Source organism: Rhodobacter sp. CZR27, assembly GCF_002407205.1.
Lineage (GTDB): Bacteria > Pseudomonadota > Alphaproteobacteria > Rhodobacterales > Rhodobacteraceae > Cereibacter_A.
In genome coordinates this window covers 294,463-309,783 of the sequence record NZ_CP023549.1, presented here as the reverse complement: position 1 = coordinate 309,783, position 15,321 = coordinate 294,463, and the positions used below count along the sequence as shown (strand labels likewise).

18 protein-coding genes and 1 pseudogene are annotated in these 15,321 nt (G+C 69.3%); 6 read left to right on the top strand and 13 right to left on the bottom strand.

What is annotated here, in order from left to right; genetic code table 11:
• Nucleotides 1-21 precede the first annotated feature (21 nt).
• The 10 genes and pseudogenes from CK951_RS17625 to CK951_RS17580 form a co-directional block, all read right to left on the bottom strand.
• Nucleotides 22-1,275 (bottom strand): NAD(P)/FAD-dependent oxidoreductase, encoded by a 1,254-nt coding sequence (locus tag CK951_RS17625; protein WP_096787541.1) that lies wholly within the window; start codon nt 1,273-1,275, stop codon nt 22-24.
• 61 nt (nt 1,276-1,336) lie between these two features.
• A pseudogene (locus CK951_RS17620) lies at nt 1,337-1,960 on the bottom strand (c-type cytochrome); the annotation flags it as partial.
• Nucleotides 1,944-3,206 (bottom strand): sulfite dehydrogenase, encoded by a 1,263-nt coding sequence (gene soxC / locus CK951_RS17615; protein WP_096787539.1) that lies wholly within the window; start codon nt 3,204-3,206, stop codon nt 1,944-1,946. The pseudogene CK951_RS17620 and the gene soxC, both read right to left, overlap by 17 nt.
• Nucleotides 3,207-3,221: 15 nt before the next feature.
• A complete protein-coding gene (gene soxB, locus CK951_RS17610; RefSeq protein WP_096787538.1) occupies nt 3,222-4,913 on the bottom strand; it encodes a thiosulfohydrolase SoxB in 1,692 nt (563 codons plus the stop codon).
• A 104-nt stretch (nt 4,914-5,017) separates the two neighbouring features.
• Nucleotides 5,018-5,875 (bottom strand): sulfur oxidation c-type cytochrome SoxA, encoded by an 858-nt coding sequence (gene soxA / locus CK951_RS17605; RefSeq protein ID WP_096787537.1) that lies wholly within the window; start codon nt 5,873-5,875, stop codon nt 5,018-5,020.
• Between the two features lie 59 nt (nt 5,876-5,934).
• A complete protein-coding gene (gene soxZ, locus CK951_RS17600; RefSeq protein ID WP_096787536.1) occupies nt 5,935-6,264 on the bottom strand; it encodes a thiosulfate oxidation carrier complex protein SoxZ in 330 nt (109 codons plus the stop codon).
• Between the two features lie 18 nt (nt 6,265-6,282).
• Nucleotides 6,283-6,699, bottom strand: a complete 417-nt coding sequence (soxY, locus tag CK951_RS17595; protein WP_096787535.1) for a thiosulfate oxidation carrier protein SoxY — start codon at nt 6,697-6,699, stop codon at nt 6,283-6,285.
• A gap of 28 nt (nt 6,700-6,727) precedes the next feature.
• Nucleotides 6,728-7,198 carry a sulfur oxidation c-type cytochrome SoxX gene (gene soxX, locus CK951_RS17590; RefSeq protein ID WP_096787534.1) on the bottom strand — a complete coding sequence of 157 codons (471 nt, stop codon included), beginning with the start codon at nt 7,196-7,198 and terminating at the stop codon, nt 6,728-6,730.
• Nucleotides 7,199-7,290: 92 nt separating this feature from the next.
• Nucleotides 7,291-7,845 carry a thioredoxin family protein gene (locus tag CK951_RS17585; RefSeq protein ID WP_096787533.1) on the bottom strand — a complete coding sequence of 185 codons (555 nt, stop codon included), beginning with the start codon at nt 7,843-7,845 and terminating at the stop codon, nt 7,291-7,293.
• Nucleotides 7,846-7,856: 11 nt separating this feature from the next.
• Nucleotides 7,857-8,594, bottom strand: a complete 738-nt coding sequence (locus CK951_RS17580) for a cytochrome c biogenesis CcdA family protein (RefSeq protein ID WP_096787532.1) — start codon at nt 8,592-8,594, stop codon at nt 7,857-7,859.
• A gap of 236 nt (nt 8,595-8,830) precedes the next feature.
• Between CK951_RS17580 and CK951_RS17575 the strand changes: the two genes are divergently transcribed.
• The 4 genes from CK951_RS17575 (at nt 8,831) to CK951_RS17560 (ending at nt 11,453) form a co-directional block, all read left to right on the top strand.
• The gene (locus tag CK951_RS17575) at nt 8,831-9,181 is read left to right on the top strand and encodes a SoxS (protein WP_096787531.1); all 351 of its coding nucleotides are present in this window, start codon (nt 8,831-8,833) and stop codon (nt 9,179-9,181) included.
• Between the two features lie 84 nt (nt 9,182-9,265).
• Nucleotides 9,266-9,634, top strand: coding sequence for a helix-turn-helix transcriptional regulator (locus CK951_RS17570; RefSeq protein ID WP_096787530.1), 369 nt, complete (start codon nt 9,266-9,268; stop codon nt 9,632-9,634).
• A gap of 36 nt (nt 9,635-9,670) precedes the next feature.
• Nucleotides 9,671-10,717 (top strand): YeeE/YedE family protein, encoded by a 1,047-nt coding sequence (locus CK951_RS17565; protein WP_096787529.1) that lies wholly within the window; start codon nt 9,671-9,673, stop codon nt 10,715-10,717.
• A gap of 52 nt (nt 10,718-10,769) precedes the next feature.
• Nucleotides 10,770-11,453 (top strand): NAD-dependent deacylase, encoded by a 684-nt coding sequence (locus tag CK951_RS17560; protein WP_096787528.1) that lies wholly within the window; start codon nt 10,770-10,772, stop codon nt 11,451-11,453.
• A 53-nt stretch (nt 11,454-11,506) separates the two neighbouring features.
• Here CK951_RS17560 and CK951_RS17555 read toward each other — a convergent pair whose 3' ends face one another.
• Entirely contained in the window at nt 11,507-12,052 is a 546-nt protein-coding gene (locus CK951_RS17555; RefSeq protein WP_096787527.1) for a hypothetical protein, read from the bottom strand.
• 107 nt (nt 12,053-12,159) lie between these two features.
• On the opposite strand from CK951_RS17555, the gene CK951_RS17550 reads away from it, so the two are divergent.
• Nucleotides 12,160-13,185, top strand: a complete 1,026-nt coding sequence (locus tag CK951_RS17550; protein ID WP_096787526.1) for a lysine-2,3-aminomutase-like protein — start codon at nt 12,160-12,162, stop codon at nt 13,183-13,185.
• A 138-nt stretch (nt 13,186-13,323) separates the two neighbouring features.
• Nucleotides 13,324-13,719, top strand: coding sequence for a cupin domain-containing protein (locus tag CK951_RS17545; protein WP_096787525.1), 396 nt, complete (start codon nt 13,324-13,326; stop codon nt 13,717-13,719).
• Here the strand turns inward: CK951_RS17545 and CK951_RS17540 are convergent.
• Nucleotides 13,716-14,960 carry a lytic murein transglycosylase gene (locus tag CK951_RS17540; protein ID WP_096787524.1) on the bottom strand — a complete coding sequence of 415 codons (1,245 nt, stop codon included), beginning with the start codon at nt 14,958-14,960 and terminating at the stop codon, nt 13,716-13,718. The genes CK951_RS17545 and CK951_RS17540 overlap by 4 nt on opposite strands.
• Before the next feature lie 172 nt (nt 14,961-15,132).
• Nucleotides 15,133-15,285 carry a hypothetical protein gene (locus CK951_RS21190; protein ID WP_157764642.1) on the bottom strand — a complete coding sequence of 51 codons (153 nt, stop codon included), beginning with the start codon at nt 15,283-15,285 and terminating at the stop codon, nt 15,133-15,135.
• Nucleotides 15,286-15,321: the final 36 nt, after the last annotated feature.

Genomic DNA, 15,321 nt, shown 5'->3' with positions numbered 1-15,321 from the left:
GGGCCTTCGCCGCGGGCGGGGTCAGCCGAACATGTCGGCCGTGATGCCGGCATACCAGCCGAGGCTCTGCTGCCAGGTGGCAAGTCGCGTGGCCCGGTTCTCGCCGGTCTGGCTGACGAACCTGTCCACGCTGGTGATCTTCTCCGGCCGAGGCTCGTAGCTGCCGCCGACCTTCACGCCATCCTCCGGCGCGATCAGCGACCAGCAGGTGTTCGCGTAGCGGACCGGCTCCACGGGCGCGCCGGCCAATTGGCCAAGGAGGATCATCGCCACCACCTTCGCCTGGCTGTTCGCCGAAGAGGCCGACTTCGGCATGTCGCCCTGCGCCGCCGCATCGCCCAGCACGAACACGGCGGGATCGGCAAGCGACGCCATGGACGCCGGGTCGATCGGCACCCAGCCGGTGTCGTCCACCAGCCCCGCCGCGGCCGCGATCCTGCCCGCGACCTGCGCGGGGATCACGTTGCAGACATCCACCGCCTCGGCCTCGCCGTCGATGACGACCTCCATCCGGTCGGGCCGGACCTCGACGGCGCCGCCGCCCATTTCCGGGCCGAGGCGCTCGATCATGTTCGGGTAATGCGCCTGCCAGCCTTCCTCGAACAGCGCCTGCTTGGAATAGCTCTCCTTCGGGTCGAGCAGCAGGATCTTCGCAGTGGGGTTCACCTGCGAAAGCCGGTGCGCGATCATCGAGGCGCGCTCGTAGGGTCCGGGCGGGCAGCGATAGGGGTTGGGCGGGGCCACGATGCAGACGGTTCCGCCCTCGCGCATGGCATCGACCTGCGCCCGCAGCCGTTGCGTCTGCAGCCCCGCCTTGTAGGCATGCGGCATGCGCTCGGCCTCGGCCAGCGTCCAGCCCGGGACGCTGCCCTCGACGAAGTCGATGCCGGGCGACAGGACCAGCCGGTCCCACGACAGGCGCTCGCCGCCGGCAAGCGCAAGGCGACGCTGCGCCCGGTCGACGGCGACCGCGCTGTCTGCCACCACGGTCACCCCGGCGGCCTTCAGCCGGTCGTATCGGTGCGCGAGGCTCTCGAAGGGGCGCAGGCCCCCCAGGTGAAGGTTCGAGAAGAAGCAGGTGTGATAGACCGGGTTCGGCTCGATCAGGGTCACGTCGAGCGTGCCGGCCCCGCCGGCCGCCAGATGACGCGCAACGGTCGCCCCGCCGGCGCCGCCACCCACTACCGCCACGCGCGCCCGCCCCCGCCCGAGCACGGCCGGAGCGGCAAGCGCGGACAGTGCACCAGACAGCAGGACGCGCCGGCTCAGCCGCATGGCCGGCGCTCCTTCCGCAGGGAGCCGAGGGATGCGCGATCGGCCCGCATCAGTCGGTCGCGTCGTCGGGTGTCACGTCCAGCACGGTCGCGTGCATGGTGATCTTCACGTCGGTCTTGCAGTCCGTCATGCAGGGCGGCTTGCTGAAGGCCGGGATCTCGGAAGTGGCCCGGTCGTCGAGGAAGAAGCCGTCGGCATTCGGCATCTGCACCGACAGGAAGTTCTCCCGCGACAGGATGAAGTCCTCGTCCACGAGATCGTTGTTGTAAAGGAGATAGGCCACGATGGCATAGGTTTCGTCCACGGTCAGGCTGCGCGCGTTGCCGAAGGGCATGGCGCGGTGGACATAGTCCCACGCCGTCGACAGGTAGGGCCAGTAGCTGCCGATGGTCTTCTGCGGATCGGCCTGGTCCAGCGTGCCCTGGCCGCCGGCGAGTTTCGGCCAGTTGTCCACCCCTTCGCCGAACTCGCCGTGGCAGACGGCACAGCGTTCCGAGAACAACTCCTCGCCGGTGGCCACGTCGCCCGACCCTTCGGGCAGCCCGAGCCCGTCGGGCCGTATGTCGAGATCCCAGGCGGCCACCTCCTCGGGCAGGGCGAGCCGGCCGAGGCCCGTGCCCTCGGCCGCCGCGACCGGGCCGGCCGCCAGCAGGGCGGCAATCAGAAGCTCAGGAAATCTCGACATTTTCGGCTTCTCCGTTCGGCTTCACCCACCAGGTGTGGATGCCGTTGTTGTGATAGACCGAGTTGACCCCGCGGACGGCACGCAGCTGGTCCTTCGTTGGCTGGACATAGCCCGTGCTGTCCACCGCGCGGGACTGCAGCAGAAGCTCCGATCCGTCCCAGTCGAACTCGTGATAGAAGCGGTGCAGCGCCTTGTCGTGCGAGGCGCCCGACAGGCGCGCCTGCTGCCAGTTCTTCCCGCCATCGAGCGAGACATGCACCTCGCGGATCGAGCCGCGTCCCGACCAGGCGAGGCCCGAGATCACCGTGGGGCCGGGGCCATGGGTGATCGGCGCCTGCGGGCTGGGGCTCGTGATGATCGACTTCGCGTCCATCTCCCAGGTCCAGCGGCGCGAGCGGCCGTTGGCCATCGTGTCGGTGTATTTCGAGGTCTCCTCGCGGTGCTCCCAGGGCTGGTCGCCCACCTCGACGCGGCGCAGCCACTTGACCCACATGTTGCCCTCCCAGCCCGGCACCACCAGCCGGACGGGATAGCCGTGTTCCTTGCGCAGCGCCTCGCCATTGGCCTTGAAGGCCACCAGCACGTCATCGAGCGCCTTCTCGATCGGGATCGACCGGCTCATCGACGAGGCGTCCGCACCCTCCACCAGCACCCATTTGCCTTCCGGCTTCACCCCGGCTTCGGCCAGCAGGGTGCGCAGCGGCACCCCGGTATATTCCATGTTGTGGATCATGCCGTGCGTGAACTGGCAGCCGTTCAGCTGCGCGCCCGCCCATTCCATCCCGCTGTTCGCTGCGCATTCGAGGAAATAGGTGTGGTTCTCGCGCGGGAAGCGGATCAGGTCATCGTAGGTGAAAACGAACGGTCGTTCGACAAGCCCGTGGATCATCAGCCGCCAATCGGGCTTGGCCAGTTCGATGGCGCCCGCGTGGTGGCGCTCGAAGGCGCAGCCCTGCGGAGTGATCGTGCCGTCAAGCTCGTGGATCGGGGTGAAGTTGACCGAGCTGATCGTGTCGGCGGTCAGCCATTCCACGTTGCGCCGCACGACATGGGATTCGAAGTGGATCGGCATCCCGTAGGGCGTGGCATCCACCCCGTCGCCCAGCGACTGCGCCCAGGGCTGCACTTCGGTGATCAGCGGGTCGGGTTCGCCCGCGCGGGCGGCGGTGGCGGCCAGCGCGCCTCCGGCGGCGGCCCCGGCCAGAAAGCCGCGGCGGGTCGTGCCCTTCTTCATCTTGTCGGTCATGGCGGTCCTCTCGTCTCAGGCGCCGGTGATGGTGACGGAGCTGTTCGGCTCCAGCCGCACCGTGCCGATCTTCTTCAGGTGGCTTTCGACCACGTCCCAGATCTGCGGCCCCTCGGTCCCCTCGTTGACCGAGGCCCAGCCGGCGACCGTGTAGCTGCGGGCAGGATCGATCGCCTCGCCGGTGCGCAGCAGCGTCATCTCTGAGATCCGGCTGCCGATCGGCTGCGAGATGTCGATGCGGTAGCCGAGGCCTCCGACGCGAACCATGTCGCCGCCCTGCTGGTAATAGGGATCGGGGTTGAAGATGTTGTCGGCTACGTCCTCGAGCACGGTCTTGAGGAATTCACCCGTCATCTGGTTGCGGTAACAGGCGCCGTAGGTCATCGAGGTGGCCGACATAAGGTCCTCGCGCCGGATCGGCTCGCCGGGCATGACGCTGGGACCCCAGCGGACGCCCGGCGACATGGCGATCTCGGCATCGCGCTCGGAGAGCATCGCCTGGCAGATGAGGTCGTCCCAGGTGCCGTTGAAGTTGCCCCGGCGGTAGAGGAGGCTTTCGGTGCGGGCCAGTTCCTCGGAAAGCTGCGCCTCGAAGGGTGCGCGCTCGCCATCGACAAGGGCCGCCATCTCGGCATCGGGCGCGATCACGTCCGAGAAGATCGGGATCAGCTTGTGACGGAAGCCCATCATCTGCCCGTCGCGCACGTCGAGATCGACCCGGCTCACGAATTTCCCGTGCGAGCCCGAGGCGATCAGGATCGTCTCGCCCACCAGAACGGGCTCGGGCAGCGCGTCGTGGGTGTGCCCGGACAGGATGACGTCGATCCCCTTGACCCGCGAGGCCATCTTGCGGTCCACGTCGAAGCCGTTGTGCGACAGGCAGACGACGAGATCCACGCCCTTCTCGCGCACCTCGTCCACCATCTCCTGCATCCGCTCCTCGCGGACGCCGAACGAATATTCGGGAAACATCCAGCCGGGGTTGGCAATCGGCATGTAGGGGAAGGCCTGCCCGATCACGGCCACCTGCAAACCACCGCGTTCGAAGATCTCGTAGGGCGGGAAGGCGGGCTCGTCCCATTCCTTGTCGAAGATGTTGGCGCCGAGGAAGGGGAAGGGCAGGGCGTCGACGATCTCCTTCACCCGCTCGGTGCCCAGCGTCCATTCCCAGTGCGAGGTCATGGCATCGACCTTGAGCGCGTTCATCGCGTTGACCATGTCCTGCCCCCTGGTGAGCAGCGAGGTCATCGAGCCGTGCCAGGTGTCTCCGCCATCGAGCAGCAGAGCCTCGGGCCGCGCGGCGCGGATCGCCTTCACGACGGTCGCGATCCGGTCCATCCCGCCCATGCGGCCGTAGGTCTTGCCCAGAGCCTCGAAATCCAGATGGGTCAGCGCATAGGCCTCGGGGCTGCCGGGCTTCAGGCCGTAGAGCTTCAGGAAATCCGCCCCCGTGACGTGCGGCGGCCGGCCCTTGGCCTCGCCCACGCCAAGGTTGATCTCGGGTTCGCGGAACCAGATGGGCTTCAGCTGGGCATGGATGTCGGTGATATGGATCAGCGTCAGGTTGCCGAAATCCTCGAACTGCAGCAGCTGGTCCTGGGTCAGCGCCTGCTGCGCGGCCAGGCGCGACCAGCGGCTGATGCCCGAGGCGCCCCAGATCACCGAGGCGGCCATGCTGGCCTGAAGGAACTCGCGGCGCGAAATCATCGTCGGATCGTCCTTTGCGGGCAGCCGCCTTCGGTCGCGTCAGGCGACGCGCCGGGGATCGGCCGGAAGGGGATGGGCGCGCGGGGGCCGCGCGCCGGAAGGACTTACTGGCGGACCGCCAGACCCTCGACGGGCAGCGTCATGCCGCGCGAGGCGACGTAAAGCTCCAATGCGCGGAACTCGGGCGAGCCTGCCTCGAACGGCTCGCCGCGGGTGTCGCGGATGCAGCCCGAGAAGCGCTGGTGGATCGAGACGATCCCGGCATCGGCGAGACGGTAGGTCGGGAAGCCGTTGATCTGGCCCTGGCTCAGGTGGTCGGCGCGGATCATCTTGCCCATGTTCAACTCGTGGCACGAGGCGCAGGCGAGTTCGAGCTGGCCGTAGCGGGTGTAGTAGATCTCCTTGCCCTGCTCCCAGTAGGGCTCCGCGGGTCCGTCGATCTTCACCGAGATCGGCATTCCGCGCGATTGCAGCGAGATGGCCGAGGTCATCTGCTTCATCTCGGACGAGTTCCATTTCCAGGCCTCGGCGCCCATTCGCTCGGTCCGGCAGGTGTTGATGAAGTTCTCGACCGACCACAGGTCATTGCCGGCGGGGTTGACCTTCGGCATCGAGGCGCGCACGCCCTTCATGCTCTCGATCCCCTCGTGGCACGAGGCGCAGGACTTGCCCTCGCTGCCGTCCACGGCGTTCCAGAGATCCACCCCCATGTCGGCGAAGACCATCGCGGGGTTGTCGAAATCGTCCATTTCCAGCGCGCGGGTCTCGTCGGTGCGGAACAGCCAGCCGGAATAGACTGTGTCGAACACCTCCTTCAGGTGGTCGGGCGCCGGGGCGCGGGTCGCAAGCTCGATCTCGCCGTTGATGACAAGCTCGGCGTCGGGGTGCGGGTCCGCCAGCGCCGGCCCGGTGGTGAGGGCAAGGATGGCGGCAAGAAGCGGGCTGCGCAGGCGCAGACTCATGTGGCGGTTCCTCCCTGAGTGGGGCCGCCCGCCTCCCCGCGGACGACCGGGCCTTGGTGTCAGGCGACCTCGATCGGTTTCGTGTCCTCGTAGACCGAGCCGTCGTCGTCGTACCATGTGAACTTGAACTCGCCCGAGGCATCCACCTTCGCGTCGAATTCGAAGTAGGGGTTGGTCGAGACGGCGGGCTCGATCTTCACATCGATCACGTTCACCCCGTTGAAATCGCAGGTGAAGCGGTTGATGATCGAGCGCGGGATCAGGTTGCCGTCGGGGTCCTTGCGCTGGCCGCTCTCCATCTGGTGGCTGATGAGCGTCTTGAGCGTGACGACCTCGCCGGGGCTGGCGGTCTTGGGCACCTTCACGCGGGGTTTTGCATCCTTGGCCATGTCTCTCGTCTCCCTGTCTCAGCCGCCGCAGCCGCCGATGGTGACCTTCACCGTTGCGCTCGTCTGAACGAAGCTGCCGTCGGGCATCCTCGCCACGGCGACCACGTCCTGCGTCTTGGCGAGGCGGATCCGGGTGGCGGCCATCTGCGAGCCGGCGGCCGGCCCGAAGGTGAAGGTCGCGACCGCCGGTTCCGGGTTGCCGGTCGCGACCAGCATGATCGCCGCCGCTCCGGGCGCATCGACCGTGACCGGGACGGTGTTGCCGTTCTCGGCGATCTCGGGCGCGGTCAGCGTGATGCCGCCGGTGCCGATCGTGGCACCGCCGGTGAAGGCGGCAATGGCATCGTCGGCCGCCGCCAATGCCGGCATCGGCAGGGCCATGGCGGCAAGGCCGCCCAGTCCCAGCGCCAGGGTCTCTCGTCTGGAAAGCCTCATGTCCTTTTCCTCCCTCAAGCCTCTCCGGTCACTCTTTCAGCGTCAGGAGATAGGCGACGACATCCTCGATCTGTTGCGCGGTCAGGATCGGCGGCAGCTCCGCGGGGGCGGGCTTGGACGTGTAGCCGTCGCCCGGCCGGATGTAGCCCGCGTTCTTGTAGAAGGCCGGCATGACCGACCCTTCGAAGGTCATCTTGGCGTTCGCCACGATCCCGCGCAGCTGCGCCTCGGTGTAGCGGCTGGCGACCCCGGCAAGCGAGGGGCCGACATCGCCGTGGAACTGCACGTCGACCATGGGCGGGATCTGGTGGCAGGCCACGCAGTTGCCCTGCGGACGGGTGGCCATCACCTTGGCGCCCACCGCCGGGTCACCCGGCGCGCCCGTCAGCGACACGGGCAGCGCGCCGTGCTCGAACGTCACCTCGCCGGGGCCGATCTCGGCCAGCGCCGGCACCGCCAGGCATGCCGTCACAATCCCCAGCAGATACTGGTGCCTCATGCTGTCCTCCCTGAGCTCCTCCGACTCGAACGATACGTCGGGATGTCACGTCGTGCAATAAAGATATTACAATTCTTGCATAGATTTGCGAGTCAGTTGGACGGGTTCATCCGCGAGGCCACGAATTTCTGGAAGTGCTCGCCGCTCTCGTAGCCGTGGTCCCGCACCCACGTAAGCAGCGCCGAGGTCGTGCCGGTGCCGAAGGCGCCCGGCATGGCGGCCACGGCGGCCTTCGCGGCATCCGTGCCTTCGGGAACCGTCTCGGGGAAGAACATCAGCGTGGGGGTGAACATGATGCCCCATTTCCGCGCCGCCTCCTTCTCGGTCAGGGTCGCGCCGTCGAAGTCGGTCACCGCGGTGTCGCCGAACAGGTTCATCTGGACGACGAAGTAATGTGCGCGGATCAGCGCGTCGACCTCCGGGTCGGGAAAGACCTCCTCGTGCATCTTCGTGCAGTAGATGCAGCCGCGCTGCTCGAAGATGACCATGAGGCGCCGGCCCTCGGCATTGGCCTCGGCCAGATCCTCGCGCAGGTCCTTGAAGGTGTCTCGCAGCCAGTCGGGCTTGTGCAGCCCGTCGTCGCCCAGCCCCGCCGCATGGGCGGGCAGGGCCAGCGCAAGCGCCGCGGCCAGTGTCAGGTGTCGCATCTTTCCCTCCCTCAGGTGAGCGTTCGGCTGAAGTCGAAGTGGCGGATCATGAAGTCGGCGATCCGGTTCACGGAGTTGGTGGCGATCAGCACGGCGAAGACGATCAGCATGGCGCCCATCGCCTTTTCCACATGGCCGAGGTGGCGCCGGTGCCGGCCGACCCAGGCGAGGAACGGCCGGGCGAACAGGGCGGCGACCACGAAGGGCAGCGTCATGGCGAGGCCGTAGGTCAAGAGCAGCGACGCCCCGCGCCACAGCTCGCCCATCCCGCCGGCGATCATCAGGATCGCCGCCAGCGCCGGCCCGACGCAGGGCGTCCAGCCGAAACCGAAGGCGAGGCCCATGACATAGGCGCCGATCAGGCTCGATGGCTCGGCCGATGCCTCGAGCCGCGCCTCGCGATACAGGAACGGGATGCGCAGGATGCCCAGGAAGTGCAGCCCGAACATCAGCAGCACCGCCGCGGCGAGCCAGGAGAGCTGTTCGCGCCACTGCACGAAGGCCTGGCCGAGCGCGGTGGCGCCAAGTCCGAGCAGCACGAAGATGGTGGTGACGCCAAGCGCGAAAGCCATGGCAGAGATCACCAGCCGCCGCTGCGCGCCTGGCGCGATCCCGTCCGTTCCGCGCAGCTCGTGCATCGAGATGCCGGCCATGTAGCAGAGATAGAACGGCACCATCGGCAGGATGCAGGGCGACAGGAAGGACAGAAGCCCCGCAAGGGCCGCAGCGCCGTAGCTCATCTCGAACATGCCGTCCCTCCGCTTGTGGCGCACGGTTCCGCATCCGGCCACCCGATGGCATGTGCCACCGGTGGTCGGGCAGGGCGCCTTTCCCGTTCCTGTCGCATCAGGCGATGCGCCGCCTCCCCGCGGGCGCACCGCTTCCCTCCTCCGGGCAGCCGTTTCCGGTGCCTTGGCGCACACCGGCCTTGCAGGGCGCGCCAGATAGATTAGGATATTTCGATATTTCATGTCGGACGTCAATCATGCTGTTTCGCGCCATCCTCCTTCCGGCCGCCCTTGCCGCTTCGCCCGCGGCGGCCGACCTCAGGCTGCACATGTTCGAGCAGCCCGGCTGCATCTGGTGCGAGGCGTGGGACCGCGAGGTCGGCCCGATCTACCCGCGCACCCAGGAAGGGCGCACGGCGCCGCTGGCCCGCCATCCCCTGCACGAGCCCCTGCCCGAGGGGCTGAGGCTCGCGCGTCCGGCGGGCTTCACGCCCACCTTCGTGCTGGCCGAGGACGGGACGGAGGTGGGCCGGATCGAAGGCTATCCGGGTGAGAGCTTCTTCTGGGCTCTGCTGGGCGGCATGATCGCCGCGCGCGTGCCGGAGTGACACGGATGCCGCCCCGTCCGATTGGTGCTGGAAGGCGGGGCGGAAATCGTGGCATCTCTCGACCGGATTGGTGAGGCAGGACAAATGGCGCGGCAGCAGGCAGAGCGGAGGGCGGCGGAGGAGGCGGCAGGGGCCGACCGGCCGGGCGCCGCCGCGCTGATCGACGAGGCCGATGCCGCGACGGGATTTCTCAAGGCGCTCGGCCACGAAGGGCGGCTGACCATCCTGTGCCACCTGATCTCCGGGCCCAAGAGCGTGATGGAACTTGAAACGCTTCTGTCTTCGCGTCAGGCTGCCGTCAGCCAGCAGCTGGCGCGGCTGCGCCTCGAGGGTCTGGTGACCGCCCGGCGGGAGGGCCAGGCGATCTTCTACTCGATCCTCGATCCGAAGGTGGAACGCGTGGTGGGCCTGCTTGCCGAGCTGTTCTGCCGTCAGGACGGAGGCGCGCAGTAGCGGCGCCGGCCGGCGTGCGTCTGGGGAGGAACGCGGATGGAGGAGCTACCGTTTGGCGCGCTGGCCGCGCTGATCGGCCTCGTGGGGGGGATCGTGCTGGGTCTCGCGGCCCGGCTGGGGGACTTCTGCACGCTGGGGGCGCTCGAATCCGCCCTTTATGGCGCGGACCAGCGGCGGCTGCGGCTGTGGGGCGTCGTGCTTGCCACGGCGATGCTCGGAACGCATGTGCTGGCCGCGGCGGGGCTGATCGACATCGGCGGCACGATCTATCATCAGATGGTCTGGAACCCCTGGGGCAGCGTGGTCGGCGGGTTGCTCTTCGGCTATGGCATGGCGCTGGCGGGCAACTGCGGCTTCGGCGCCCTCGTCCGCTTCGGCGGAGGTGACCTGCGGTCGATGGTGATCGTCGTCGTGATGGGTATCTTCGCCTTCGTCGCCCTGTCCGGGCCGCTCGCGCCGCTGCGGATCGTGCTGTTCCCGCAGGTCGAGGCCACCGGACCACAGGGCATTGCAGAGACCGCCCGGACGCTGGCGGGGCTCGGCCCGACCCTGACCGCGGCGCTGGTCGCGGGGGCGCTGCTCTTCTGGTCGCTCCTGCACGCGCCGCTCCGCCGGAGCCGGCACATGATCGGCTGGGGGGTTGCGGCGGGACTTGCCGTCGTCTGGTGCCTTGCGGCGATGACATGGCTGAACGAGGCGAGCCTTGGCGCCGTGGCGATCGAGGGCCCGTCCTATACCGCCCCCATCGGGCGGACGCTGATCTTCCTCATGACCTCGACGGCGGGCGGGATCACCTTCTCGGTCGGCTCGATTGCCGGGGTGGCGCTGGGGGCGCTTGCAGGCTCGATGAGCCGCGGCCTGTTCCGCTGGGAAGCCTGCGAGGATCCGCGCGAACTGGGCCGGCAGGTCTCGGGCGCGGCGATGATGGGCGTGGGCGGGGTGGTGGCGATGGGCTGCTCGATCGGGCAGGGCGTTACCGGCTTCGCGCTGCTCGCCTGGTCGGGTCCGGTCACTCTGGCGGCGATCGCGGTCGGCGCGGCCATCGGCCTGCGACAGCTGATCCGCGGCTTCCAGCCCGAATAGGTCGGCGGCGGCCCTCTGGCGCGGGGTCCGGCCCGCTGCTAGCCTCGCCGCCATGGACTCGATCTTCATCCTGACCGGCGCCGGGATCTCGGCGGAAAGCGGGCTCGGCACCTTTCGCGACAAGGACGGGCTCTGGACGAGCCATGACCTTCGGCGGGTGGCGACGCCCGAGGGCTTCCGGCGCGATCCGGCACTGGTGCATGACTTCTACAACATGCGCCGCCGGAATTGCCTCGACGCGGTGCCCAATGCGGCCCATGTCGCGCTGGCGAGGCTGCAGGGCCGGCATCGCGGCAAGGTGACGCTGGTCACGCAGAACGTGGACGACCTGCACGAGCGGGCGGGCTCGCCCGAGGTGATCCACATGCATGGCGAGCTTCTCGGTGCGCTCTGCGCCTCCTGCGGACACCGCTGGCCGGCGCCCGATCGCATGGCCGCATCCGACGCCTGTCCGGCCTGCGCGCGGACGGCGGTGCGGCCCGACATCGTCTGGTTCGGCGAGATCCCCTACCGCATGGACGAGATCCTCGGGCGGCTGGCGCGGGCCACGCTGTTCGTGGTGATCGGCAGTTCGGGCGAGGTCTATCCGGCGGCGGGCTTCGTCGAGGCCGCGGCCGAGGCCGGGATCGCCACGCTGGAGATCAATCTGGAGCCGAGCGGCCGTATCTTCGACCGCCGGCTGATCGGGCCGGCGACCGAGGCGGTGCCGCGCTGGGTGGACGAGATCGTGGGTTGAACGGCGGCACCTGCGGACGGCGGGACGCGCTTACCGCCGCAAGCTGGCAAGCCCTATGGCCCGGTGTGATACCACGCGCGGACACGACCCCGCCCTCCCGAAGGGTCCGGTCCCGCCTCGTCCCGGTTCGGGTCCGTCGGAACGTCCCCTGCATCTTCATCGGCATGTCCCGGGCCGGTATGCGGGTTGGTCCAGGCCACGTCCTTGGTGGTGCCGCGCACTGCGGCGGGAACAGGGCCCTCGCCCTCCGCACCCCAAAGCGCGCGACGCTCGTCGATGTCGACCGCGCCTTCCTCTTCCAGGGCCGCGACCGCACTGTCGTGCAGTTCGCGCGGCACGTTCCGCGCGACCACCAGACGGCCGCCGCGGGACAGGCCCTCGGCATAGCCGTGACGGTCGCTCTCGGGCAGGAAATAGTCCAGTGCGGCATCGGAAAGGCTCGGGCCACCCGGCTCCGGCCCGCTGGCGGTCTCGCGCCCGGCCATCACGGTTACCCGGCCGCGGGGCAGGCCAAGGGCCACCAGCCGGTCGGAGGCGCGGTCGGCGTCCTCGCGCCGGTCGAAGAAGGCGGTGAGGGTCAGGATGTCTGTCTCGGTCATGGCTGTTCTCCCAAGGCATCGAAACCGCCGCGCGATGGTTTCGTTCCCGTCTTGCACCCGCCGCCGCGCCGAAGGATAACGCGCGTTTCTGCCACAGGAGCCCCGCCTTGACCGACCGTGCGCTGCAGAGCCTCGATGACCTCGCCGCTGCGGGGCTTGCCGATCCGGCCGAGCCGCGGCTGGCCGAGGTCGAGCGCGCCTTCCGCATCCGCGTCACGCCCGAGATGGTGGCGGCGGCGGCCCATCCCGCCGTCGCCCGCCAGTTCGTGCCCGCGGTCGAGGAACTGTCGATCGGCGCGGGGGAGCTGTCGGACCCGATCGGCGACGTCGCGCGCAGCCCGGTGACGGGGGTGACCCATCGCTATCGCGACCGGGTGATCCTGCACGTGACGCGCACCTGCGACGTCTATTGCCGCTTCTGCTTCCGGCGCGAGGTGGTGGGCGGCGAGGGGATGCTGTCGGACGCCGATCTCGCGGCGGGGCTCGACTACATCGAGCGGACCGAGGCCGTGCGCGAGGTGATCCTGACCGGCGGCGATCCGCTGGTGCTGTCGCCCCGGCGGCTTCAGGCGATCGTCGGCCGCCTCGGGCAGATCGCCCATCTCGACCAACTCCGCATCCACAGCCGGGTGCCGGTGGTCACGCCCCAGCGGGTGGACGAGGCGATGATCCGTGCGCTTCGGGTGCCGGTCCCGGTCTGGCTTGTCGTCCATGTCAACCACGAGGCCGAGCTTGGCCTTGACTCGCGCGCGGCGCTGGGGCGGCTGGCCGATGCGGGCATTCCGCTGCTGTCGCAGTCCGTGCTGCTTCGGGGGGTGAACGATAGCGCGGACGCGCTGGAGGCGCTGTTCCGGGCGCTGTTGCGGCTGCGCGTGAAGCCCTACTACCTGCACCACTGCGATCTGGCGCGGGGTGCGGGCCATTTCCGCACCACCATTGCCCTTGGCCGGCAGATCATGGCCGAACTTCGCCGCCGGCTGACCGGGATCGGCCTGCCGACCTACGTACTCGACATCCCCGGCGGGTTCGGCAAGGTGCCTGTGACGGGCGGTCATCTGGTCGAGGACGGTCCCGGGCGCTGGCTCGTGCGCGATCCTGACGGCCGGATGCATCCCTATGCGGATCCGGCCTGACGGGCAGTCCGGCAGGGCGGCATCGCTCGGGGCCCTTTCCAGCCGGCGTTTCGTCCCGCCGCGAGGCTGCACGCCTTCCGGGTGACCGACCGGCCCGACCTGTGCTAGCCTCGGGTCCTGCAACCGGAGGGGGGCGCCATGGCCGAGTGCCGCAAGCTTCGCCCGACCGGCCTTTACGATGGCCGGCAGGGCTTCACCTACAACGAAGGGGTCTCGGCGCAGTCGGTGGGCGCCACGGGCATCTGCATGCACCTGCTGACCATCCCTCCCGGTGGCCGGGCCAGGGCGCACAAGCACGCCAGCCACGAGACGGCGATCTATGTCCTGCAGGGCGAGACGGTGATGTGGTGGGGCGAGCGGCTGGAGAACCGGATGGAGGTCTCGGAGGGCGAGATCCTCTACATCCCCGCCGACATGCCGCATCTGCCGATGAACCTCTCGGACCGGCCCGCCGTCGCGGTGATCGCGCGCACCGACCCGAACGAGCAGGAGAGCGTGACCCTTCTGCCCGAACTCGAGGCGCTGGTGCCCTAGCCGCCCAGCCGGCGCAGCAGTGCGACCGAGGGCTGGCCGGTGACGGGCAGCCCGTTCGCCTGTTCATAGGCCGAAATCGCGGCCTCGGTCTTGCCGCCGATCACCCCGTCGGTCCCGCCGGTATCGAAGCCCGCCGCGGTCAGCCGGCGCTGCAGCTCCTGCCGGTCGGCCATGGTCATGCCGCGCGCATCGGGCGGGAAGCTGCCCCGGATCGGCGGGCCGCCCCGCAGCCGGTCGGACAGGTGGCCGACGCCGATCACGTAGTTCTCGGCGTTGTTGTAGCGGGTGATGACGGTGAAGTTGCGAAAGACCATGAAGGCGGGGCCGGAAAGACCCATCGGGATCAGGATCGACGCGGCTCCATGGTCCGGCACGATGCGCCCGTCCATGTCGCGCACGCCCATCGCCGCCCAGTCCGAGGGGCTGCGCGTGGTGCCGCGCCCCGCAAGGCCCGGGCTGAAGCCCGCCGGCAAGCGCACCTCGACGCCCCACGGCTGGCCTCGCCGCCAGCCCGACCGCGCGAGATAGGCCGCGGCCGAGGCCAGCGCATCCGTCGGGTCCTCCGACCAGATGTCGCGCCGGCCGTCGCCGGTGAAGTCCACCGCATAGGCGAGGTAGGAGGTGGGGATGAACTGGGTGTGACCCATGGCGCCGGCCCAGCTTCCGGTCATGCCCTCGGGGTTCACGTCGCCGTTCTGCAGGATCTTCAGCGCGGCGATCAGCTGGCTTTCGAAGAAGGCGCCGCGGCGGCCGTCATAGGCAAGGGTGGACAGGGCCGAGACGATCGGCACGTTGCCGCGCCGTTCGCCATAGCGGCTCTCGACGCCCCAGATCGCCGCCACGACCTCGGCCTCGACGCCGAAGCGCGCCTCGATCTGCGACAGGACCCCGCCGTATTGCGATAGCGCCGCCCGGCCCTTCGACACCCTCTCGTCCGAGGCGGCGATGGCCAGGTAATCCTCGAGCGTGCGGGTGAACTCGGTCTGGTTGCGGTCGCGCTCGATGACATCGGGCAGGTAGCCCGCCGAGCGGAAGGCCCGGTCGAAGGTCTCGGGTGCGACGCCCGCGCCGACCGCCCGCGGCCGGAAGCCCGCCACCCAGGCATCCCACGCCGGGTTCGGGACCGCGCGCATCACGGGTTCGGCCGCGGCCGGGGCGGAGGAGATCGGCATGCCCCCCGCGCAGCCCGCGAGGCCCGCCGCCATCAGTCCCAGCATGACCGTCCGTCGTGTCGCCTGCATCCTGCCCCTCCCGTGTCTCGTGCCGGTTCGTCCGAAGCCTACCGGAAAAGCGCCGCCCGGCAAGCCGGCTTGGCGGCGGCTTGCCGAAACCCGCCTTGCGGGAACCTGTCCCGGCCGGACCGGTCGTCTTGCAGCAGCGGGCGGGTGCGGGGCCTCACGATCGCCCCGTCGATCAGCCCTCGGCGATGCTGGAGCCCACCGCGGCGATCAGCATGAGCCGCACGTCCTCGCGCCCCGCTTCGGCAGCGTTGAACGTGGCCGTGAAGGTCAGGACCATGATCAGCCAGAAGAGTGCCTCGGTGGTGCGCGACACCGGGTCGAGCAAGGCTGCCCGTCGGGCCGCCGGCGCGGTTGCGCCCGG